Origin of the sequence: Planococcus salinus (assembly GCF_003719725.1) — a bacterium.
GTDB classification, from domain to species: Bacteria; Bacillota; Bacilli; order Bacillales_A; family Planococcaceae; genus Planococcus; species Planococcus salinus.
Window position 1 is genome coordinate 130,588 of record NZ_RIAX01000004.1, and the last position, 22,514, is coordinate 153,101.

Here is a 22,514-nt window from a genome sequence, read left to right on the forward strand (position 1 = left end):
TGACTTCTCAGATTTCACGCGTCCTCAGCAAACTTTATGCACATTGAGATTTCTTCACTCTCTAAATTTATTCTCACACGTTGCCCTCCAGTTTTTAGGTATAAAGACTTTTATCAGTAAAGTCAATAATATCATTAAATTCTAATTAGTTATTTTCTTTTAAAGCAAATTGTAAAATTCAATACAAAAAGAGATGCAGAAAAATTTTCCGCATCCCTTTAAATCATAACCTCTATTGTTATACGACGCTTTCTACAACTTCTTTTATAACGACTTTCTTTTTCCCTCTCAAATTCTCTAATTGGAGTTTTGGTGCAGGTTCTACATAATCATATTCAATGCCGGCAAAGGATTTTAAGATTGCTTCAAATACAACTTGTGCCCCAAGCGGCGGTACAGCCATGCCAATCTGTTTTCGGACAGCTTCTTTGCTTCCAGCGAAAACAAAGTCATCCGGAAACGTCTGCAGACGCGCTCTTTCTCTATTTGTTAAAGCCCGCAGTTCATCCCAATGGTACATATGCGTTCCGCCGCCGCCGCTGCCAGTTACTGTATATGCAGGACGATCCGGATCTAACCGCTTATAAATAGAACTCATTCTTGCGCCTTTTACTTTCAGTTGCAAATGTTCGGGAATTCCCGGATACCAAGCGTTGCTCCCCGGCGGTATGTAGCTCAGCATTTCCTTTACTTTAGCCGTATGTTTCGGCATATCATGATTCGGCGCATCTTCCGGAATCGGCGGATTCAAAATAGCTTCAGACGCCGTTTTATAGTCAGTTGACGCCAGGGTGGTCGGTGCCGGCACTTTGAATTCAATTCCTTGTTCGCGCAGATCGTTCCGTATGCCGACAATGATAATCCGGTGTCTTGCCTGAGGTACGCCGTATTCCTGGAACTTGTACAAATGAGGAGTCAGCTTATATCCGCACTCTTCCAGTTCCGTCAGAATTTGAATAAAGGCTTTTCCTTCATTGGCACTTTGAAGTCCCCCCACATTCTCAGCCACGAAAAATTTCGGCTGGTAGTCTTTCAGTACTTTGACTCCGTACGAATATAAAGGCCCGAACTTGCCTCCCAGCCCTTTTGATTCGCCGACAATACTGAAATCATTGCAGGGAAAACCGAAAGCAAAACAATCGATATCCTCAAGAATCGATTTATCGCCGATTGGCAGGTCTTCGACAGGCCCCCAGTGCACAGATGGATCGTCTGGATTTTCGCATATATTTAATCGGAAAGTTTCACATGCTGTAGCATCGTAATCATTTGACCAAAGATGATCAATTCGAAACTCTTCTCCTGTTTCGGGATGAATGACCCGTGCTTTTTTCGCTGCTAAACTCAGCCCACCTGGACCGTTAAAAAGTTCGCCTTTTTTAAATATCATATAAAAATCGCTCCTTAGTGGTTTTTTTATACGAAAATATGTTCTTGCATACCTCTATGCTTCTTATTGTACACGGTAACGCAAAAAAAAGCAGCCCCCAGCCTTTATGTCAGTTTATTCTAGTAAAAGTCATAGGCTAATTTGGTGTATCGCCGTAGCTTACCGGGAATAGTAATAGTAAAGTGAGGGATAGACTATGGCAGATACAATAACCAAAGAACAGCGCCGAAAAAATATGCAGGCCATCCGGTCTCAGTCAAAACTGGAGAATAAGGTTTCCCGTATACTTTGGAACAAAGGGTATCGTTTCCGGAAAAATGACCGTACATTGTTCGGCAAACCTGACATTTCTATAAAGAAATATAAAACCGTTATTTTTATTGACTCCTGTTTTTGGCATGCCTGTGAAATTCACGGAAATCAGCCGAAAAGCAATCAGGATTACTGGACGAAAAAGCTTGCTAGAAATAAAGAAAGAGATAAGGAAGTAACAGCATATTACAAAGAAAAAGGCTGGTTCATCAAAAGAATCTGGGAGCATCAGGTGAAAGAAGATCTTGAAAAAACAGCCGAAGAACTGGCCCAATTTATCCAAAAAGCCAAAGAGCGTTCTTCCTGAAGAAGAACCCCTTTGGCTTTTTGCTTTTTCTAGTTATTGGTTTTCAGAGCGGAGCATTTCTGCAACGGTTCGATACCCCTTGTTCGTGAAACATGACAAGAATAGGCTCTTTCTTTCTTCGATTTCAATTTCATTATTGAGACAGTAATCCAGAAATCCCAGCAGTGCATTTGCTGTTATTAGAGCACCTTGAACATTACTTTCAGAAATCGTAACGCTGGCTTTTTCCATAATTTTTTTCAGGTTACACTCTCCACCCCAGTCGCTTACGGTTACATAACCAAATGAAGAAACGTTTTTTCCTTTGTAGCCTTGATAGTTTGGCAGATAATCGGAACCCATATGTGTGACTAGCTTTGCTAAAAGAGGAAATTTTGGCCGATACATCTTAGCATTGATAATACAGATACTTTCCTTCATCTATATGAATTAGAATTTCGACTACAGTTTGCACGTTACCTCCAGCTGGTTTCGGACGCAATTCCACCTCAAAGCCTATTGCGCCTTTATATCTCATCCGTTCATTTTCTTCATTTAAATAGAATTCAACAAAAACTTCATTCTAGACCGTATAGTATGGAAAGCTAGTAACTAACGCTGTGTATTTTTGTGCTTCTCTTTCCGTCAGCTTCTGCTTTAAAATAGCCATAATTTCCCCTTTTGTCATTGCCTGAATCAAAGGATAATCTACTAAGTGCTGATGAACCATGCGGCAGACTTTCAGCTGATATCGATGCCGGTATAACCGAACCGTAAGAACTCGCTTTATAACTATCCACATCCAAACCGGCATGTTCCGCAAAGCGTTTGGGCCAGATCACATAGCCCTCTCTGAACGAATACCTCGCATCCAGCTCTGCCAGTTTCTAAGCTGTGCTAGCTTGTTTTTCAGCTGGAATCCGCAGCGCACCCCCTGGCCATAGTCTCTCAGCTCGGTATAATCGCACTGCACTTTGAAGCACTTTAGAAGTCAAAATAGCAGAAAGAAAAGCTCCGTCAATTTCAGTTTCTGTTTTTTCTTTATGGCTTTCATTAGCGACTGCAAGAATCTTAAGAAAAGCAGAAACTTGAAGGTCTTCCGTATTACGGAAAGAATTGTTAAAACAAATTTCAGCCCTTCCAGTTACTCTATTTTCTTATTATTTTAACCTCCGAGCCACAAGGACTCAGATTTATGAAATTGATTAAGTTATCTGTACATTGTTTCTTCTTTTCAAATAATAAATTCGCAGACCAGTGTAATTTAAACCCTGGCCTAACAAAAATATTGATTATTCATATTTAATTCTTATAATTGAAACCAAATAAATTCTCCCAACCTTACCATCGCCTCCGTCCTTCTTTTAATTTCTTTTTCATCCCAAATTTCGGTCGGGGCATAATTATATGCTCGAAGAGCTTTATCTAATTTTGTATTTTTTGTTCCAGTTTCAATTTTTTCAACTATTGATTTAGTGATAAAAGGTTGATTTTTATATACTTTTACTTTTTCTTGAAATGGCTTATTTTTTAAGGAACTGTTATTTGAGAAATTCAAAAGAGTTAAGTTTCCTAGTCTTGATACTAATTCATCATATTCTTCACTGTTTCTCTTAATGTGAAGCCACCCGTCGGACTTCTCTTCAGGCATTATATGCTCTATTGTTCCAGCAGAATGGTCAATTTCATCTAATGAAGAAGCCATTTTTTCTAATATATACTTAGCCTTTTTTCGGTCTGCTTGCTTAGAAGTCAATTTGAACTCTCGTAAAGAATTCAATGTCAGTCCTTTCTTTTCTATAACTAATGTTTCCAAATTTCGAATTGCCTCTTCAAACATTTCTGGCTTTTCATTTCCTTTTCTTAATTTACCGGCAACCTTAAAGAGGCTCTTCTCCAGCTCGTTAGTCCTAGCATTTGTAATTGCAATAGAAAAAATCAACGACTCCATAAGATCATACACTTTTCTTTTTTTAGTCTCTTCTAAATCTTTTGAAGCTAGAACGATTACCAAAGTTTGCTTGATTCCCAGCCTCATACAACGGTCAATTGCTTTATCATACTTACCTTCCATAGCTTTCACATAAAGTATTGATTCTTCATATAAATCATTTATAAATTTCTTAACATCGCGGTCTGTGTCTAAATCAAACTCTAAAATAGGTTCTTTGGTTTGAGGTTTTTGGTTTTTTTCAATAGCTTCAAACAACTTAGCCTTTTGAACCAATACCCCTCTGGACATTATATAATGTTTAAGAAATGTAGATGTAGAGACTTTCGTAGTTCCCTGTTCAGTAGTGAGAACTTTAATAAATGAATCCCACTTATTAGCAACTTCTTCATATGTCTCTTCTTTTAAATTTTTAAGCAACATATTTTTCAATAAATCTTCTGGTTGCAATTTCGCTCCCCGATCGTTCAATGTTTCAAATATTCGAAAAGCAATATTAAAATCACTTGCAACCATAGAAACTACGAATACCCGCTTTGATAAATAGGCCACAAAATCTTTTAATATATCGATATCCATCCCTTTAATTTCATTGTCTATAAATTCTTTGGCACTCTGCATGTTTTTCTGTGAAGTAGTAGAGGCGTTAAAAGATTTGTTAGTTCTTATAAGATCTGAGTAAAAATCATTATCTTTAGTATGCTGTTTTAAACGATTTCTTTTTACTATATCTCCACCAGAATGAGTGCTATCGTATAAATATTTAGCGTAGAGTCCCGAAAAATCTTTTAACCCATGCTCTTCGAATTTTTTTATTGCACTTGAAAAGATCAATGACAATGTGGTTATTCTTTGCTGACCATCTATAACAACCTTCCTGCTATCTTTTTCAATAAATACCATGCTACCTATAAAGTAATCCTGATTTTTGTCCTCATCCATACTAGCATTAATATCATCCAATAAATCTTGGATATTGTTTTTCGACCAGACGTAATTTCTTTGTAATACAGGAATTTCATAAAAATCCTGTCCACTGAGTAACCTTTCTATACTCACTAGCCCATCTGAATTAAAGTATTTTGTCATGGACATTATTTTTCCCCTTCCTGACTGTGTTCTTCTCATTTTATATCAAACTGCATTATGAACTTTCTTGTATTAAATTTTTCTAATCTTGTTTAAATAGCGATACTTCCTTCTATTAATTTTTCACTATTTTATGTTATACATTTTAACATCCATAACCAGTTTATGGGAGTATCAGATAACCGATGTAAATAAACCTATAGAAGAGAGCCCTTGCCTTAGACTCATTTTCAAGCACTATTAAAATATAGAATATATTTTTAAATCTTTCCGGCTGGACTTGGTGGTAGCGGTCATTACAGATACTTCAGCCAGAACTTGCTCCTTCCCTACATTACTTAGAAATATTATCTTATTGGGTTTGTCTTCAGCACCTCCGTAAATGTCTTTTTATATATCTTTTACATAAAAAATACTATCTAATCTGGTATGGAACAAAACAGCGGGGGTTTCGCGAAAGCAGTAAGGGGTCGGCTTGGGCTGAACTAACTCAGGTGTTTAGTTAGTTCAGCCCAAGCCCGCAGGAAAGCGCAGCTGTTTTGCGGAATATCGACGAGCCGAAATTATTAAGTTCAACTTATCTAGTATATCCGACTTGCCCGAATAGTTTAAGATCCAGACGACTTTCCTTTTTCTTCATTTCCATAAAACAAACAATATTTTACAGACTATTCACTCATTTTATGTCAAACTAAAAGGATAGACCGATTCATTCTCTCTAACTACCATTGAAACGACTAAAGGAGCTCTTGTCATGAAACCAATCATCCGGCCGCTGGGCACGCTGCTGATGGGCGGCCTGTATTTGCTGTCGCTGTTTTTTCCGATTCCATATGTTTCGTTCGGCATCAGCCTGCTTGCGCTGCTTGTGCTCATTTCGTACTTTCCGTATTTGAACCGTTTGGGGAAAACCGTCATTACGGCGTTGACCGTCAGTGCCCTTTTGCTGGACCTCAGCTGGGAAGGCCTGCAGCAGTTCTTTTTCGGTCTTGAGACGAATCTCAACGTTTTGGCGATTTTCATCTTTGTGCCGCTGCTTTCGATTCCTATTCAGCGCGGCAATTATCTGCAATACATAGAAGTCATTTTTTCTTTTTCCATCAAAAAGACGCATCATCTTTACCTGTTCTCGACCGTTTCGGCTGTCAGCATCGGTTCGGTCATGAACATGGGCGCCCTTCCGATTCTTTATCAATTGACGGAGACCGAATCCTTTAAGGATTTTGCCACGCTGCGAACCAAAGCTCTGAACAGAGGATTCGTGCTGGCATTTATGGGGTCACCTTATTTCGTGTCGATCGGCTTGGTCATTTCCTATTTCGATGTTACCTGGCTTCAAATTCTTCCAATAGGGCTGGTCCTGGGTATCCTGTTCATATCCATCGGTGTTTTGATGGAAAAGAAACGCGCACTGGCCATTCCGCAGACATTTGAAGCACCTGATGCGGCAGCATTGAAAAAGGCCAGACGCAAAGTGCTCGAATTGCTGGCCATCATCGGCGCTCTGACGGCCGCCATCATGATCGCCCAGAGCTATTCACCTCTTTCCGTCCTGGCTCTCATTCCGATTGCTTCCATCATCACGTCCGTCACCTGGTCTTATGCGATCAGCACGAAAGAGGAATTTGTTCATGACTACCGGTCTTTTTTCAGTGACAAACTGCCGGCCATGGGCAATGAACTGGCGACGTTCATCGTGGCAGGTGCTTTTGGCACCGCTCTCCTCAACAACGGCATCGGTGAGGGGATCATGTATCTGCTGGAGGCGTTGAACATCACCCATGTGTTGATGCTCATTCCGCTGATGGCGCTTTTCTTCATCATACCGGCGATGCTCGGTGTCCATCCGCTCATCACCGCCACCATTCTGGCCATCACGTTAAGTCAGGCATCGCTGTTTGACGATGCGCATCTGTTTGTCAGTCTCGGCCTGCTCTACAGTTGGATGGCGTCCATTCTCATCTCTCCGTTCTCAGGGGTGAACTTACTGATGGGTGCTATCACGCGGAAAAACTCGTTTGAAATCGCCTTGAAAGACAATTTGGGATTCGGCTTGTTTATGTGGGTAGTCTGTTACGCAGCTACGGTTTTGCTGTATTTCGTTTTGTAAGAGCCTTAACTGGTTTTCTTTGTCTAACCTATCCGCTTCAAAGAGGTTAATGGTTGCTCCGTTTCTCTTCGCTTTGAGAGCACTGACTAATTTTTGAGGCTACTTACATTCTGCCATATTAAAAAGTATAGATCTTCCAAAACTTCCGAAGGAGTCCTTTTCATGAAACCAGTCATAAGGCCTGCCAGCACCTTACTGATGGGCAGCACGTATTTAGCATCCCAGTATTTTCCTATCCCTTTTGCCGACCTGCTGATCTGCCTATTCGCTCTGGTCGTGCTCGTGTCCTACTTTCCGTATTTGAACCGTACCGGGAAGATTCTGATCTCAACACTGACGGCCGGTGCACTTTTGATGGATTTCAGCCGGGAAGGTCTGCAGCAGTTCTTTTTCGGCCTCGATACGAACAGCAATATTTTAGCAATTTTTATCTTTGTACCGCTGCTCGCCATACCGATTCAGCAGGGCCAATATTTGAAATACATAGAAATTATCTTCTCTTTCTACATCAAACGGACGCACCAGCTTTACCTGTTCACCATCACCGCCATGGCCAGCATCGGCTCGGTGATGAACCTGGGCACCATTCCCATTCTGTATCAGCTGACGGACACCCGCACGTTTCAGCCTTTTGATACGGTGCGGATCAAGGCATTGACGAGGGGCTATGTTCTGTCTTTTATGTGGTCTCCTTATTTCATTTCCATCGGTTTGGTGATTTCCTACTTCGATGTCAGCTGGATGCAGCTGTTCCCCATCGGTATTATACTGGTCATCCTGTCAGTCGTTGTCGGCTATCTTATAGAAGGAAAGCATACTGCGGAAATCGCGGATGACTTTGAAAAACCCGACCGTGCGGCACTGAAAGCCGCCAACCGGAAAGTGCTGGAACTGGTGCTGATCATCAGTGCCGTCACAGCTGTGATCATGGTCATTGAAAGCCTCACGGAGCTGTCCGTTCTGGCAATCATTCCGGTTATTGCCATTGCCGCCTCGGCCATTTGGACATCGCTCATCAGCACGAAACAGCAGTTCACCTCACATATCCGTTCTTTTTTCACCGGCAAACTTCCTTCGATGGGCAACGAATTGTCGGTGTTCATCATTGCCGGTGCGTTCGGCACGGCACTGCTTGCAAACGGAGCGGACCGGGGAATCATGTATTTGCTGGAAACATTCAATATCACCCATGTCCTGATGCTGATTCCACTGATTCTTGTCTTGATGACGATACCCGCTATTATCGGCGTCCACCCCATCGTCTCGGCGGCCATTCTCTCCATCACATTGAGCCAGTCGCCCGCTTTTTTGGAGGATCATCTGTATTTGGCAGTCGGATTTCTAGCCAGTTGGATGGTGGCCATTCTGGTTTCGCCGTTTTCCGGACTGAACCTGATTATGGCCGCCATCACGAGAAAGAGTCCGTTTGAAATCGCTCTGAAAATGAATCTCGGCTTTTCGTTGCTGCTGTGGATGATTTGTTATGCAGCGACGGGCATGTTGTATTTCTTCGGAAATTTTACCGGGATTAATTAATGCATAAACCAAAGAGTTTTACTGCCCTTCTCCTCTTCGCTTCACTTTCGTAATTCTTCAGAGTCAAAAGTGACTTTCTTTGTTCGTTCATAGAAAGAGCTGCGGAAAGATTACGAGTCGGGAATTGGAAGAACAAAAATAGCCAAAATACTGAAGACGTCGGGAGCAAAAAAGAGCCACCTTTCCTTGATTCTCTTTTCAACATCGGCCGATCTATTGAAATCAAAATATGCTGGTTCGGTCATTCTTTAACTGCTTGGACTGCTGTTTTTTCTGGAAAAATCACCATTCCTGAAAAATGATTCATTTTTCATAGAAAGTGGTTCCTTTCACCTTCTTTTAATGCCAATTTTTATTAAAAAACCGCCGTATTTCCGTTTTCTTCTTGAAATTTTTGTAATTATTATTGAGAGTAGAAGGACCAAAAGTATTCCCACTCTTAAAATTAGTTTGTCTTCTTTTAAAAAACCCTGTATTCTCTAAAGATGCCGCTTTTTAAAGAAAACGGATTCATTGCACAAGGGGGATACACATCATGGGAACGAATAAAAACAGATGGCTGATTGCTTTATCCGCCATCGCGATCCAGCTGTCGATCGGTGCTGCATACGCATACAGCGTGTACACTAAACCAATCAGCGAAACAATGGGCTGGACGCCGACAGAAATTACATACGCATTTACCATTATGATGGCACTTGGCGGTTTGTCAGCTGCCTTCTTCGGAACTTTTGTAGAAAAGAACGGACCGCGGAAATCCGCTATTCTGGCCGCATTCCTGTTCGGTGTCGGGCAGGCGGGAGCCGGTTTTGCCATTCAGATCGATTCACTCGCCCTGTTCCTGCTTACCTACGGTTTCGCAAGCGGACTGGGACTTGGTGTCGGCTATATCGCGCCGATCTCCACACTCGTCAAATGGTTTCCCGACCGCCGGGGACTGGCAACAGGCATGGCGGTTATGGGCTTTGGCGCCGGTGCGCTGATCACTGCACCTGTGGCAGCCAACCTGATCGGCTCTCTGGGCGTCACCACGACGTTCTATATACTGGGCGCGAGCTACTTCGTGCTGATTCTGCTGGGCGCAAGCTACATTGCCCCGCCACCTGAAGGTTGGATGCCAAAGGGAATGGAACAGGCCATCGCTTCGGGTCAAAAAGTCATGAAAAAAGATCTGGCCCAACTGACAGCGAAAGAAGCCGTAAAAACGAGACGCTTCTGGATGGTATGGGTTATGATGCTCATCAACGTCAGCGCCGGCATCATGATCATTTCCGTCGCTTCGCCGATGTCACAGGAACTCGTCGGACTGACAGCGGCCGGTGCGGCTACGCTTGTCGGCATCATGGGTATCTTCAACGGCGGCGGACGTCTTGGCTGGGCAGCCATCTCCGACTATATCGGACGCCCGACCGTCTTCACGATGTTCTTTATCCTGCAGCTGATCGCGTTCATCATGCTGCCGAACATCACCAATGTATTGATCTTCCAGGCATTCATCCTGGTGATCGTCAGCTGTTACGGCGGTGGATTCTCGAATCTTCCGGCCTTTGTCGGCGACTTGTTCGGCACAAAGCAGCTCGGCGCCATCCACGGCTACCTGCTGACTACATGGTCACTTGGCGGCATCATCGGACCGGCTATCGTATCGCAGGTCAGAGAACAGACAGGAAGCTACGTACCAGTCTTCTACATCTTTACGGTACTGGTCATCATCGGTCTCTTGATGTCTCTGCTGATCCGCCGGGATATCAAGCGTATTGAAGGGCATTATGATCCTGAAACAGAAAACTCTTCCGAAACGGAAGGGCTTAATCCTCAGTGAGGAAATGAATAAGGGGAAGGCAGCTGACTGGATCAGCTGCCTTTTTTATACGAATTGCATCTATTATAGAGAGAAAGAAAAGCATCTTCGGATTTGAACGCTCAAATCCGAAGGTGCTTTAGCTTGTTTATCTTTTCTTATCAGCAGTTTTTCAACTTCGCTGTCCATCAAGTTATTCAGTTCGCCTATTCACTCAATCGAATATATTCCCCTGGTCCAAGCGGGAATCCGAGAGCGTACCAGGCAGCAAATAAGATAATCCATACCACCGCAAAAGCGATCGAGTACGGGAGCAACGCGGACATGAACGTCCCGATACCCATTTTCTTATCGTATTTTTTCGCAAACGTTAAAGCGATGGCGAAGTAAGCCAGCATTGGCGTAATCGGGTTAGTAATGGAGTCACCGATCCGGTAAGCCAATTGGGTAAATGCCGGGCTGTACCCCAGAATCATGAACATCGGAACGAATACAGGAGCAAGAATGGCCCATTTCGCCGAAGCACTGGCCACCATCAAGTTGATCAATGCAGCAACGATGATGAAACCGATCAACAGCGGCAATCCGGTTAAACCGATGCCCTGCAACAGGTCTGCCCCAGCAATAGCAGTGATTGGTCCGAGATTACTCCAAGTAAAGAAAGCGATCATTTGCGCCGCGACGAAAGCGATGACGATATATGTGCCCATCGTTGACATCGATTTTGATAAATGATCTGCGATGTCTTTAGTGGATCTGAATACTTTCGTGATAAAACCGTAGACCAACGCCGGTACCAGGAAGAATACCATCATGATCGGTACAATACCGGTCATAAATGGCGAGACCGTCAACGAACCGGTTTCGGGATCACGCAACAAGGCACCTTCCGGAATTGTTAAATACAAGACGATGGCCGTCAGTACAGCCAGCGATACACCTGCCCAAAGCAATCCTTTTTTCTCAAGTTTTGTGGCAGGATCCATTTTTTCCACTTCGCCATCATATACGCCTAAACGGGGTTCTACAATTTTTGTTGTGACCAAAACGGCCACCGGTACAAGCACAATGCAAGAAATAGCCAAGAAATAGTAGTTCATGGCTGGGTTCGCTACATAGCCCGGATCGATGATATTGGCACCCACTTGCGTAAATCCAGCGACAAGCGGATCAAGCATGCTCAAAATCAAGTTGGCACTGAAGCCACCGGCTACTGAGGCATATGCCGCAGCCAACCCGGCAATCGGGTGTCTGCCTAGTGCGATGAAAATCATGGCGACGATCGGCGGCAACACCACCATGGCGGCATCCGCCGCGGCATTTCCCAGCATCGCTACCAGTACAATTGTCGGCAGGATGATTTTTTTAGGCGCAGCCAGTATGGTCGTTTTCATGAATGTTGTAATCAGTCCTGAAGATTCTGCTACCCCAACTCCCAGCATTACGACAAGCACTAGGCCGAGCGGAGGGAAACTGGTAAAGTTTGTGATGAGATTTGTCAGAATCATCACAAACCCAGCACCATTCAATAGGTTGACCACCTCAATTGTCTCGCCAGTCCCCGGATTTACGGCAGAAGTGCCTAATGCGCCGAAGATTGCCGAGGCAATCAAAATTAATACAGCAATGATGACGAACAAGAAAACCGGATCCGGCAGTTTGTTTCCGTATCTCTCGATAAAATCCAGAAACTTATCAAAAACCCCTCTTTTTTTGCTTTTTGCTTTTAATTGAGCTTTTGTTTCCGTTGTTGTACTCATCTTATTCCCCCCTTTGAAATAACAGCTGCCCGGTCCTTCTTTTAAAGTACCGGGCAGCTGCCTTGTCTTCCTGCTGTTGCTTGCAGTCTCTCTTTATTGTTTGAATATTCTTTCTTTTTATTATACTCAGCTTCCTGCGCTCTTACAACTTATTTTTGAAAAAATGTTTAAACTTGTAACAAGTGTGAATTTGACATCGTTTAGTCTCTTGAAAAGCTAAAAATCATTTTTGCAGCGCCGGGTTTTTATTCGCTTCATAAAATAACTTTCCACCTATAAAAACAAAGCTCGGATTTTTCAATGCTCCGATATCGTCAAGCGGGTTGCCTTCCACCACCAGCAGATCAGCAGCCTTCCCTTTTTCAATGGAACCAATCAGGCCGTCTGCCCGGACAGCTTTGGCGGCCATGATGGTCGCGGAACGAATCGCTTCTTTTTCGCTCATTCCATTGGATACCATCAGTGCCAGTTCATCCGCTAACAGGCCCGGCACATTAAAAGGTGTCCCTGCGTCTGTTCCTGCTGCAATCGGAACTCCGGCTTCCAACGCCATTTGAAAACTGACGCTATGGTCATCGATGATTTTCTGCACTTTTGAAATCATGTATTCCGGCACAGAACCCGGCTGATCGAGAATCAACCGTGGGGCAATCAGCGTCGGCACCAGGAAGGTCCCTTTTTCAATCATTAATTCCACTGCTTCGGTGTCCAGCATGTAAGCATGTTCAATCGTCGTGACGCCGGCACGGATGGCATTTTTGATCCCTTCTGTGCCAATTGTGTGCGCAGCGGTCGTTTTCGAAACATGTTCAGCTTCCTGGCAAATGCAGCGCATTTCTTCTTCCGACAACTGGACGGCTCCGGGATCCGTTCCCTTTGTCAGTACGCCTCCAGTCGCCATCATCTTCAGCACATCAGCCCCCGCTTTCAACTGGGCTCGAGCAGCTTTTGTCACTTCTTCGCAACCATCTGCCTCAATCGCCATGACATGGCCGTGGCCGCCGGTCATGACAATCGGACGGCCCGCCGCAAAAACGCGTGGACCGGTAATAGTGCCTTCCTCCACCGCATTCCGGTAATTGATGTCGGCATTGTATCGGGTTCCCAAATTACGGACGGCCGTGATCCCCGCCGCCAAAAACTCCTGACCTTGTTTAACAGCCCGAAAAGCGATATCTGCCGCTTCTTCCTCTTTCATCTTTGCAAACGGGTCCGGAGACGCATCCATCCCCAGGTGAACATGCGAGTCGATCATGCTCGGCAAAACGGTCAAACCCGTACCGTCGAACTCTGTCACTTGTTCTTCTCCCGTCTCCACGGTTTGTCCGACGTCCAAAATGCCTTGTTTATCGAACAGAACTTCTCCCGATTCGATGACATCCTGCTCGCCATTCGTGATAATCCGAATATTCGTCAATTTACATTTCATGCCGCACCTCACAGATTTATGTAGTTTCGTTCGTTATATTTTTGAATCAACGACTGGTAAAGTTCAAAGCTGATATTCCCTCCACTGACCATGACCACTACCTTTTTCCCTTTAACATCCACCCTGCCACTCAGCATTGCTGCCATGGCGGCTGCACCAGATGGCTCTACGACAAGCTTTGTCCGTTCTGCCATAAAAGCTACACAATTGGCGATGGCCTCTTCGGAAACAAGCACCATATCATCGACATAATGCTGTGTATGGGCAAATGTCAGATCTCCCGGTTTTTTAGCCATCAAGCCATCTGCGATGGTATCCACCTTATCGACTTCTGTAGGTTTTCCCTGTTGCAAAGAAGTATACATCGCCATGGCGCCTTCCGTGTTGACACCAATGACTTTCAGCGTCGGTTTAATTTCTTTCAGTGCGGCCGCAACGCCGGAGATTAACCCTCCCCCACTCACCGGAACAATCACGGCATCCGTTTCCGGTAACTCTTTCAGGATTTCCAGCCCGATGGTCCCTTGTCCTGCAATGATATAAGGGTCTTCGAACGGATGAATCATCGTACGCCCTTCTTCCCGGTGAAGCTCCAATGCTTTTTCATACATCTCAATGGAAGTTGTCCCGTACTCGATTGCATTTGCGCCGTATTGGATGATTGCATTCTTTTTACTTTGGACCGGATTCATCGGCATAACGACCGAAGCGCTCACTCCCAGCTGCTGAGCTGCGTACGCTGTGCCCGCCCCATGGTTTCCCGCCGAAAACGCCACGACTCCGTTTTCCTTTTCCTGATCGGTTAGATTGGCGACTTTGTTATAGGCTCCACGCAACTTAAAAGAACCGGTTTTTTGCAAATTCTCGGTCTTCAGATAAATATCATTCCCGGTCAACTCTGAAAAAGTCCGGCTGACTTGAAGAGGAGTCGGAATAATCACTCCCGCTAAGTTGGCCTTTGCTTGATATACTTGCTCTAATGTAATGTACATGGAATAGTTCCTCTCTATTTTAGAATTTCTGCCACCATTTCGATTTCGACTGGAATGTTGAACGGTAATACGCTTGTACCAATTGCAGACCGCGCATGCTTTCCATTTTCTCCAAGCAGTTCCGCCAACAGGTCGGATGCCGCGTCAATCACGGACGGCTGCTCAAAAAAGTCATTGGCACTATTCACAAATCCCAAAAGCTTAATGATTCTGACGTGCTCCAAATTGCCAAGTTCTCCTTCCACCATACTGAGTAAATTGACTGCAGCGATTTCAGCTGCCTTTCTGGCTTCTTCGAGGGACACTTCCTGCCCGACTCTTCCTGTATAAACTTGCTTGCCATCTACAAACGGGCCAGCACCCGATAAAAAAAGTAAGTCGCCTGTTCTGCGGACCGTCACATAATTCGCTAAAGCAGCCGGTGCTGTCTTCGGCCATTCCAGGCCCCGCGCTTTTACTTTCTGTTCAATGTTCATATTTCTCCTCCTCCCCTCTTTTATTCTATCCTTAATATTATCTTCGTTCAACGAATTTTTTGAATCATCCAAAAACTGTATGATATAATAAAAAAACAGCTGTTGGCTGCACTACATAGAAAAAGGATGAAGAAAATGACGGTAGAATTATTTTTAGAAGATAGTTATTTAAAGACATGCGAGACACAAATCATGGCGATTGACGGCGACAAAGTCACACTCAGCCAAACGGTTTTTTACCCCGCAGGAGGCGGTCAGGAAAGTGACACAGGGAAACTGATTCAGAACGGACAGGAAACAGAAGTCCTGAAAGTCAAAAAAGAAGGCGGAACCATCTATCATTACGTGCGGGAGCCAGAGAAACTTCAGGTTGGACCGGTAAGCGCAGAAATCGACTGGGAACGGCGAAACGACTTAATGAAGCATCATACCCTGCTTCACGTGCTGGCAGCCGTTTTCCACCAGGAACACGACTCCCTGTGCACCGGCAACCAGATCTATCCGGACAAAGCGCGAATCGACCTGACCGACATCACGGAACTCAGCAAGGAAGAAATCGATGCACTCGTCACCAAAGCCAATGAAGAACTGGCCAACAATCACGAAGTGACGGTTCGTACACTGCCAAGAGAACAAGCCGAACAGCTTTCGGGTGCCATCAAAACAGTCGTCAACCTCATCCCGAAAGCCGTGAAAGAGGTGCGCCTGGTGAAAATCGGCGACATCGACGAACAGGCCTGCGGCGGCACCCACGTAAGCGAAACCGGAGAAGTCGGCCAGTTTGTTTTGGATAAGACGAAAAATAAAGGAAAAGGCATGACACGGCTTGAGGTACGGGTTGTGTGAAAGCTTGACTAATAAAGAGTGACCTCTTCTTAATTGCAAATGCAAAAGCACCAGCGAATCCCGCACATTGAAAAAATGCGGATTCACTGGTGCTTTTTATTTTTACAACTTCATAACTTCTTTATAATAAAAGTTCTACCTATGACTAACCTCTCTACTTTTTCCTAGATGCTTTTAAGCTTTTCTATTATATTATTTAAAATATTTTGAATAATACTTAACTCTACTCAGAACCCACTGAGGGCAGCCACGTAACAATTTCAGGAAATACCATGATTATAATAACCCCGCATAAACTTACAGTTATAACTCCCATAACTGACTTATAAATCTCTTTCATGGAAACATCGCTTGGAAGAACACCACGTATTACAAATAACAACAAACCAAACGGCGGTGTGATATTCCCTATACCCAAACAAATAAGTACCAATATACCAAACCATACCAAGTCGAAATCTAAAGCAAACACAACTGGAATAAATAGAGGAGTTGTAATCATTAAAATAGAAATTGGTTCAATAAAGGTGCCCAGTATTAAGACAATTAATAGCATGCCTATAATTGATAATATTGGAGCAGTATCTAAAGATAGAACTGCATTTACTAAACCACTGGTAGCTCCTGTAAAAGCCAAAAGTTGACTAAATCCAGCAGAAGCTGCCAAAATTAATAAAATCATACCACTCACTTTTATTGTCCCAATCATAGTTTTTTTAATAACGTCTTTGTTTAGTTTCCCATAAAGGGCGGGTAATATAAGAGCTCCTAGGGCTCCAATCGCGGCAGACTCTGTAGGGGTAGCAAAACCCGAAAAAATCAGCCAAACCACTAAAAATATTAAACCTAGTAAAGGAAAAGCATCAAATATCAAGCCACGAATTCGTTCTTTCCAGCTCGATTTTTCAACCTCATATTTAGGCGCCAAAGATGAATCAAAAGCTCCTATAACCATAAAGTAAACAATCATTAATGTCGCAAGTAACAACCCCGGCAGAATTCCTCCAATAAGTAAATCACCTACTGAGATCCCCCCTAGTCCTCCTAAAAGAATGGCCGTTGTACTTGGTGGGATAATAGTCGCCAAAGAACCGGCTCCTAGAATAGGTCCTACAGACATTTTTAAATGATAACCTCTTTTTTGCATTTCAGGTACCATAGAAGAACCTAACATTGCTGCATTGGCTACTGCAGAACCACTCAACGCAGCGAACATCGTTCCGGATGCCATCGTTAATATACTTAGACGACTTGGTATCCTTCCCATCCATCTTGATAGTACATCTAATAATTTCATTACTAGGCCTGAATGAAATAACACTTCTCCCATGAGTATAAATAGAGGGATAGGTGTTAGTGTAAAGCTCCCTAAAGATCTGAAAGCACTTAAAACTAATGTTTGCATTCCACTATCAAAATTAATGAAAATAATCACTAAAATCATGTTGACTGCAAGAAAGGCAAATGCAACAGGAAATCCAATCATGACAAAGACCATCAATAAAACAAAGAATAATATTATTACTGCCCACCACTCCATGTACCAATACACCACCTTAGTAAGTTCATTATCATCTTCTCTAACGCAAGACTCTTAGGTCTCTATAACTTTTTCTTTTAAAAGAAGATTTGTAAATATAATCAAAAATCTTATCGTTAAAAGTAAAGAACCTAAAGCGAGGGGAAGTAATAATAGATACTCTGGCCAAGGTATATTATCAAGTAATACCACCCCTCTGTTGTAGCTGCTCAAAGTGACTTTGAGGCTGAACCAGAAAAAAATAAATGTCACAATGCTCGAACCAAATGTTATTAATAGATTTACATACTTCAAAACTCTGCCTTGTAAATTACCTAAAATAAGATCTACCTTTACATGCCCATTGTTTTTTAGTATCCAAGGTGAAGCAAAAAAGACTGCGTAAACCAATAAATACCCTGCAAGGTCATTTGTCCATAATACTGGGCTGTTAAAAACTTCCCTAGCAAAAACACCGTAACAAATGGCGATTAAAATCGACAAAATACTTATCCCTGCTATGTATAAAAATAAATTTTCTATTTTTGAAAAAAATTTATTAAATGTTGAATAAACTTTATAAATTTTTAACCCTACTTTGTTTACAACTGAACGTTCTTTATAAGCTACAGAAGATCCCTTATCATTCACTTTAATCACCCCTTAGCAAGTAATAATGCCACAGCAAACCACTGAATTATTGAACGTATAAATTTAAAGAAAGTGGCGTTCACATAAACAAAATTGATACGAGCGTTAAATTTACGGAAAAATTTAACGCTCGCATAGAAAGCTCACAAAAATTTTATTTCCTTTTACTTTCTAAAATACTTCTCTAATTCACTGATATCACTATTAATTCTTGTATTCAGCCATTCCCATGACTGTTCTAATGCTATTGTTTGGAACTTCTCACTATCTTCCAGTTCGATAAATTCTGTTCCTGTTTCTTTCAAACTTGCGTGTTCCTCTTCTATCACTTTTTCTACACCTTCAGCCATTTCATAGTAAGATTGAATTGCCGCTTCACGAACTAACTCTTGTAAATCTTCAGGCAGATTCTCCATGGTATTGGCATTCATCAATATCAGTAAATCATTTGTGTTAAAGTCAGGTACAACTTGATAATTCACTAGCTCTTGGACTCCAAGGTCTGTGACTGAATAATTTGCCCATGCAAATCCATCTATCATTCCTCTTTCTAAAGCTGTGTAAATTTCTCCGCCTTCCATAGATATGGCGTCAGCACCTAAGCCCTGAAGTAATGGAGCATAAGTAGCTGTTCCTCGTATTTTCAATCCTGCAAAATCTTCCGTAGAGTTTACTTCATCGTTTAAAAAGATAGAGTATTTCCCTTGTGCTCCTCGTCCTAAAACTTTAACGTTCATAGCATTTTCATGTAATTCACTTAAGTATTCAAAGCTGCCTCGCTCGATCTCTTCTTCATAACTAAGTTCTGTAAAATTACTTACTAATGCTTCAGGTACACTTTCTGCATAATAAGAACTGAACACCCAACTCATGTCCACCGTCCCATTACTTACAGCTTCTCCTTGGTTAAATCCTGGAATTGCTTCTGGACCGCCAACATGTTCAATTTGAATTCTTCCGTCACTAGTTTCTTCTATTATCTCTTTGAATATTGGGAATCCTGCCATTTGCTTATTGGTAAGATCTAGAGCAGTCGCAACTTTAATATTGTAAATTTCCTCTTCTGATGCATCTGCTTCTCCTTGGGAATTGGTTTCTTCGCTAGAACATGCAGCCAATACCAATATAAGTACTAAAGTTAAAGAAATAAAAGTGAAATTTTTAAGTGTTAGATTATAATTCATTGTCATTGCTCCCTTTGTGTATCAGATTTTTTCAACATTCTTCAAATCCTTTGACTTCAATTAAATTAATCGAATTTTATGATAATCCTCGATGCCTTACCACTAGATAATTTATCAAACCCCTCATTAACTTCTTCTAGAGTTATAAACTCAGTAAGCAATTTATCAACCGGCAAACGCTTCTGCTTAGTTAGTTCTATATAGTTAGGAATATCTTTACTTGGAACGGAACTACCTATATATGAACCTTTCAGAGTCCTTTCTTCTGCTGTTAAAGTGACGTATGGAAAAGAAAAGTTATGATCCGGATGAGGGAGACCTGTAGTAATAGTAGTTCCTCCACGCTTAGTTATAGCATATGCAACTTCCATCGCCGGTACGACTCCTGCTGTTTCAAAAACGTATTCAAGACCGCCTCCTGTTGCTTTACTAATGTGTTCGACAACATCTTTATCTGTCGAATTAAATACATCGGTTGCTCCTAAGTCTTTTGCTTGAAGTAACTTTGAATCATTTATGTCCACAGCTACAATTCTGCTTGCTCCTGCGGCAACCGCTCCTATAAGAGCACTGAGGCCCACACCTCCGAGCCCAACAATAGCTACTGTATTCCCTAATTTGATATTCGCTGTGTTTATTACCGCTCCAACTCCGGTTATAACAGCACACCCATACAAAGCGAGTTTTTCAAAAGGTAACTCTTTGTCAACTTTTACTAAAGAATTTCTCGATACAACTGCATATTCAGAAAAAGCAGATACACCTGTATGATGATTTATATCTTCTTTCAATGTATGTAATCGTCTTTCTCCACTTATTAAAGTGCCCGCTGTATTTGTTACTGCTGCAGGTTCGCAGAGTGCGGGGCGACCTTCTTTACAAGGTAGACAATGACCACAACTTGGAACAAAGACACATACTACATGATCCCCTTTTTGTAAGTCTGTAACGTTCTCCCCTGTTTTTATAACTATCCCCGAAGCCTCGTGTCCTAATGCCATTGGTAACGGTCTCGGCCTACTTCCATTTATTACCGACAAATCGGAGTGGCAAAGACTTGCTGCTTTAATCTGGATCAGAACTTCTCCTTGTCCAGGGGGGTCTAATTCTAAGGTCTCGATATTGATGGGTCTACTTTCTGCATACGGAAGAGTAGCACCTGAGGTCCGTAATACGGCTGATTTCACTTTCATAACAGTTCTCCTTCTTATATTTAATTATTTATCTTTTTTACTTTTTGAATGTCATTTAATACATTTTTATTCCTACAAACTTTGTTTCTGTCATATCTTCCATGGCGTACTTAACGCCTTCTTTACCAATACCGCTTCTTTTAATTCCACCGTAAGGAATATGATCGTATCTACGTACAGATACTTCATTTATCCATATGCCTCCAGTTTCAATAGCATCCACTAGGCGCATTGCACGATTTATATCCTTCGTGAAAACCCCTGCATGTAAACCGAAATCAGAGTCATTAGCTTTTTCAATGACCTCTTTTTCTTCAGCAAATTGCATTACACTTACTATAGGGGCAAATACCTCCGCACAAACTACTTTCATTTCTGACGTAACATCACTTATTACAGTCGGTTCAAAAAGCGTCCCTTGCCGGTTTCCACCAGCCAATACGACAGCCCCTTGATCTACTGCTTCTTTAATCCATAACTGCGCTCTATTGGCAGCCTCTTCTGTAATCATCGGACCCATTTGGGTAGTTTCATCAAGTGGGTCTCCAACTTTAATCAGTTTTACTTTTTCAATTAGTTTCTCTAAAAATTCGTTATATATTTTTTCATGTACATATATTCTTTGGGCAGATACACAGGCTTGGCCTGCATTCGTAAACCCTCCTTGCACTATTGAATTAATCGCAACTTCAAGATGACTGTCGTCAAAAATAATATTGGGTGCATTTGCTCCTAGCTCTAATGTAACTTTTTTTCTTTTGGCCATTTCCTTGATTTTCCACCCTACTGCCCCGCTACCTGTAAATGTAACTTTTTTTACTTTTGGATTTGTAACAAGAGGCTCCACCAAATCTTGGCCAGTCCCCATGACAATATTGAACGCTCCTTTGGGCAAACCAGCTTCTTCAAATAATTGATAAAGCAGAACCGATGATAAAGGAGTCTTCTCAGCAGGTTTCAAAACGATAGTATTACCTGAAGCTATTGCTGGGGCAACTTTGTGAAGCACTAAGTTTAAAGGAAAATTGAAAGGCGTTATTGCTGCAATTACACCGATGGGAACTTTTTTGGTGAATCCTATTTGATTTTCCCCTCCAATAGCACTATCCAGAGGAATTTGTTCTCCGTAAAGCGTTTTCGCACCTTCAGATGCAAACCTCAATACTTGGACTGCTCGTGCAACTTCTCCTTTGCTTTCTGTTATCGGTTTTCCTACTTCCAGTGAAAGTAACCGAGCAAACTCATCGGTTTTCGATTCCAGTAAATCAGCAGTTTTCCTTAATATTTCAGAACGCTGGTGAGCTGGCATTTTCTTCATTACATTATTATAAGTTTGGTAGGCGCTATCAATTGCAGACCTCACATCATCATGGTTTGCACATGATATTTTACCAATTATTTCATTATTGTATGGGTTACAAACTTCTATTTCTTCTCGCCCGTCTTTACTGATTTCCCTACCATCAATCATAGAACCAAAATGATACATCTTTAAATCAATCAAAATCTCACTCCTCTTGTTTTAATTATTTTTATCTTTTTAAAGTATTGTTAAAATTTCATCGAATAAATCAAAGAATTATGGCGTTTAATTGAAATCGTTTACATTTTATCTATTAAATTACATTTTGTACTAATTGAATTCTACCATAGCAATTCGTCGAAAGTAAACTAATATTTACAATTTTCCAATAATTTTAAATACTAGTGCTACTATTCTACTCCCTTTTGATAAAATCTATCTTAAGGGATTTATAAAACAGTTTAAAGGTACCCAAAATAGTTGCTTGTTAAAAAGGTTTGAAAAATACCTCACTTATTGTTATTTTCAGTCAACTTAAATACCTCTCAATAAGGAGGTGCTTAACAATATTCAAGGATTTATATCTCAGCTGTATCATATCCAATTCACTAGCTCTCAATCTACTATAATACGCTTTCACTGAATGATATTCTCTGGATTTCAAGCCAGAAAGAAAAATGAATTTC

General features: G+C 42.0%; 17 protein-coding genes. 5 read left to right on the forward strand and 12 right to left on the reverse strand.

Annotation, left to right across the window (positions count from 1 at the left end; genetic code table 11):
• Nucleotides 1-238: 238 nt before the first annotated feature.
• On the reverse strand, nucleotides 239-1,390 hold the full coding sequence (locus tag EEX84_RS07285) for a DNA cytosine methyltransferase (protein ID WP_123164957.1): 1,152 nt from the start codon (nucleotides 1,388-1,390) through the stop codon (nucleotides 239-241).
• A 196-nt stretch (nucleotides 1,391-1,586) separates the two neighbouring features.
• Here EEX84_RS07285 and EEX84_RS07290 point away from each other — a divergent pair, with 196 nt between their 5' ends.
• The gene (locus tag EEX84_RS07290) at nucleotides 1,587-2,009 is read left to right on the forward strand and encodes a very short patch repair endonuclease (RefSeq protein WP_123164958.1); all 423 of its coding nucleotides are present in this window, start codon (nucleotides 1,587-1,589) and stop codon (nucleotides 2,007-2,009) included.
• 33 nt (nucleotides 2,010-2,042) lie between these two features.
• On the opposite strand, the gene EEX84_RS07295 is transcribed toward EEX84_RS07290, so the two are convergent.
• Entirely contained in the window at nucleotides 2,043-2,351 is a 309-nt protein-coding gene (locus tag EEX84_RS07295; protein WP_148039015.1) for a hypothetical protein, read from the reverse strand.
• Between the two features lie 946 nt (nucleotides 2,352-3,297).
• Nucleotides 3,298-5,034 (reverse strand): DUF262 domain-containing protein, encoded by a 1,737-nt coding sequence (locus tag EEX84_RS07305; protein ID WP_158599081.1) that lies wholly within the window; start codon nucleotides 5,032-5,034, stop codon nucleotides 3,298-3,300.
• A gap of 748 nt (nucleotides 5,035-5,782) precedes the next feature.
• Here EEX84_RS07305 and EEX84_RS07310 point away from each other — a divergent pair.
• From EEX84_RS07310 to EEX84_RS07320, 3 genes are all read left to right on the forward strand, one after another.
• Nucleotides 5,783-7,138: a hypothetical protein gene (locus tag EEX84_RS07310; RefSeq protein ID WP_123164962.1), complete on the forward strand. Its 1,356-nt coding sequence runs from the start codon at nucleotides 5,783-5,785 to the stop codon at nucleotides 7,136-7,138.
• A 162-nt stretch (nucleotides 7,139-7,300) separates the two neighbouring features.
• A complete protein-coding gene (locus EEX84_RS07315; RefSeq protein WP_123164963.1) occupies nucleotides 7,301-8,674 on the forward strand; it encodes a hypothetical protein in 1,374 nt (457 codons plus the stop codon).
• A gap of 535 nt (nucleotides 8,675-9,209) precedes the next feature.
• A complete protein-coding gene (locus EEX84_RS07320; RefSeq protein ID WP_123164964.1) occupies nucleotides 9,210-10,496 on the forward strand; it encodes an L-lactate MFS transporter in 1,287 nt (428 codons plus the stop codon).
• 185 nt (nucleotides 10,497-10,681) lie between these two features.
• On the opposite strand, the gene EEX84_RS07325 is transcribed toward EEX84_RS07320, so the two are convergent.
• From EEX84_RS07325 to EEX84_RS07340, 4 genes are all read right to left on the reverse strand, one after another.
• Nucleotides 10,682-12,235, reverse strand: a complete 1,554-nt coding sequence (locus EEX84_RS07325) for an AbgT family transporter (protein WP_123164965.1) — start codon at nucleotides 12,233-12,235, stop codon at nucleotides 10,682-10,684.
• Nucleotides 12,236-12,458: 223 nt separating this feature from the next.
• Nucleotides 12,459-13,664, reverse strand: a complete 1,206-nt coding sequence (locus EEX84_RS07330) for a metal-dependent hydrolase family protein (RefSeq protein ID WP_123164966.1) — start codon at nucleotides 13,662-13,664, stop codon at nucleotides 12,459-12,461.
• Nucleotides 13,665-13,672: 8 nt separating this feature from the next.
• Nucleotides 13,673-14,656 (reverse strand): threonine ammonia-lyase, encoded by a 984-nt coding sequence (gene ilvA / locus EEX84_RS07335; protein ID WP_123164967.1) that lies wholly within the window; start codon nucleotides 14,654-14,656, stop codon nucleotides 13,673-13,675.
• A gap of 14 nt (nucleotides 14,657-14,670) precedes the next feature.
• Nucleotides 14,671-15,132 carry a RidA family protein gene (locus EEX84_RS07340; RefSeq protein WP_123164968.1) on the reverse strand — a complete coding sequence of 154 codons (462 nt, stop codon included), beginning with the start codon at nucleotides 15,130-15,132 and terminating at the stop codon, nucleotides 14,671-14,673.
• Nucleotides 15,133-15,267: 135 nt separating this feature from the next.
• Between EEX84_RS07340 and EEX84_RS07345 the strand changes: the two genes are divergently transcribed.
• Nucleotides 15,268-15,978, forward strand: coding sequence for an alanyl-tRNA editing protein (locus EEX84_RS07345; protein WP_123164969.1), 711 nt, complete (start codon nucleotides 15,268-15,270; stop codon nucleotides 15,976-15,978).
• Between the two features lie 223 nt (nucleotides 15,979-16,201).
• Here EEX84_RS07345 and EEX84_RS07350 read toward each other — a convergent pair whose 3' ends face one another.
• The 5 genes from EEX84_RS07350 to EEX84_RS07370 all read right to left on the reverse strand — a co-directional run bounded on the left by EEX84_RS07350 (nucleotide 16,202) and on the right by EEX84_RS07370 (nucleotide 22,014).
• On the reverse strand, nucleotides 16,202-17,518 hold the full coding sequence (locus tag EEX84_RS07350; RefSeq protein WP_123164970.1) for a TRAP transporter large permease: 1,317 nt from the start codon (nucleotides 17,516-17,518) through the stop codon (nucleotides 16,202-16,204).
• 54 nt (nucleotides 17,519-17,572) lie between these two features.
• The gene (locus EEX84_RS07355; protein ID WP_158599082.1) at nucleotides 17,573-18,148 is read right to left on the reverse strand and encodes a TRAP transporter small permease; all 576 of its coding nucleotides are present in this window, start codon (nucleotides 18,146-18,148) and stop codon (nucleotides 17,573-17,575) included.
• Nucleotides 18,149-18,312: 164 nt separating this feature from the next.
• Nucleotides 18,313-19,332, reverse strand: a complete 1,020-nt coding sequence (dctP, locus tag EEX84_RS07360; RefSeq protein ID WP_158599083.1) for a TRAP transporter substrate-binding protein DctP — start codon at nucleotides 19,330-19,332, stop codon at nucleotides 18,313-18,315.
• A 65-nt stretch (nucleotides 19,333-19,397) separates the two neighbouring features.
• Nucleotides 19,398-20,525 carry a zinc-dependent alcohol dehydrogenase family protein gene (locus EEX84_RS07365; protein ID WP_123164973.1) on the reverse strand — a complete coding sequence of 376 codons (1,128 nt, stop codon included), beginning with the start codon at nucleotides 20,523-20,525 and terminating at the stop codon, nucleotides 19,398-19,400.
• A 55-nt stretch (nucleotides 20,526-20,580) separates the two neighbouring features.
• Nucleotides 20,581-22,014: an aldehyde dehydrogenase family protein gene (locus tag EEX84_RS07370; RefSeq protein ID WP_123165152.1), complete on the reverse strand. Its 1,434-nt coding sequence runs from the start codon at nucleotides 22,012-22,014 to the stop codon at nucleotides 20,581-20,583.
• Between the last annotated feature and the right edge of the window lie 500 nt (nucleotides 22,015-22,514).

Coding starts and splice junctions, on each gene's coding strand:
- EEX84_RS07350 (WP_123164970.1), bottom strand. CDS start 17,518: ATGGAGTGGTGGGCAGTAATAATATTATTCTTTGTTTTATTGATGGTC.
- EEX84_RS07315 (WP_123164963.1), top strand. CDS start 7,301: ATGAAACCAGTCATAAGGCCTGCCAGCACCTTACTGATGGGCAGCACG.
- EEX84_RS07345 (WP_123164969.1), top strand. CDS start 15,268: ATGACGGTAGAATTATTTTTAGAAGATAGTTATTTAAAGACATGCGAG.
- EEX84_RS07285 (WP_123164957.1), bottom strand. CDS start 1,390: ATGATATTTAAAAAAGGCGAACTTTTTAACGGTCCAGGTGGGCTGAGT.
- EEX84_RS07290 (WP_123164958.1), top strand. CDS start 1,587: ATGGCAGATACAATAACCAAAGAACAGCGCCGAAAAAATATGCAGGCC.
- EEX84_RS07320 (WP_123164964.1), top strand. CDS start 9,210: ATGGGAACGAATAAAAACAGATGGCTGATTGCTTTATCCGCCATCGCG.
- EEX84_RS07310 (WP_123164962.1), top strand. CDS start 5,783: ATGAAACCAATCATCCGGCCGCTGGGCACGCTGCTGATGGGCGGCCTG.
- ilvA (WP_123164967.1), bottom strand. CDS start 14,656: ATGTACATTACATTAGAGCAAGTATATCAAGCAAAGGCCAACTTAGCG.
- EEX84_RS07295 (WP_148039015.1), bottom strand. CDS start 2,351: ATGGGTTCCGATTATCTGCCAAACTATCAAGGCTACAAAGGAAAAAAC.
- dctP (WP_158599083.1), bottom strand. CDS start 19,332: ATGAATTATAATCTAACACTTAAAAATTTCACTTTTATTTCTTTAACT.
- EEX84_RS07330 (WP_123164966.1), bottom strand. CDS start 13,664: ATGAAATGTAAATTGACGAATATTCGGATTATCACGAATGGCGAGCAG.
- EEX84_RS07325 (WP_123164965.1), bottom strand. CDS start 12,235: ATGAGTACAACAACGGAAACAAAAGCTCAATTAAAAGCAAAAAGCAAA.
- EEX84_RS07305 (WP_158599081.1), bottom strand. CDS start 5,034: ATGTCCATGACAAAATACTTTAATTCAGATGGGCTAGTGAGTATAGAA.
- EEX84_RS07340 (WP_123164968.1), bottom strand. CDS start 15,132: ATGAACATTGAACAGAAAGTAAAAGCGCGGGGCCTGGAATGGCCGAAG.
- EEX84_RS07370 (WP_123165152.1), bottom strand. CDS start 22,014: ATGTATCATTTTGGTTCTATGATTGATGGTAGGGAAATCAGTAAAGAC.
- EEX84_RS07365 (WP_123164973.1), bottom strand. CDS start 20,525: ATGAAAGTGAAATCAGCCGTATTACGGACCTCAGGTGCTACTCTTCCG.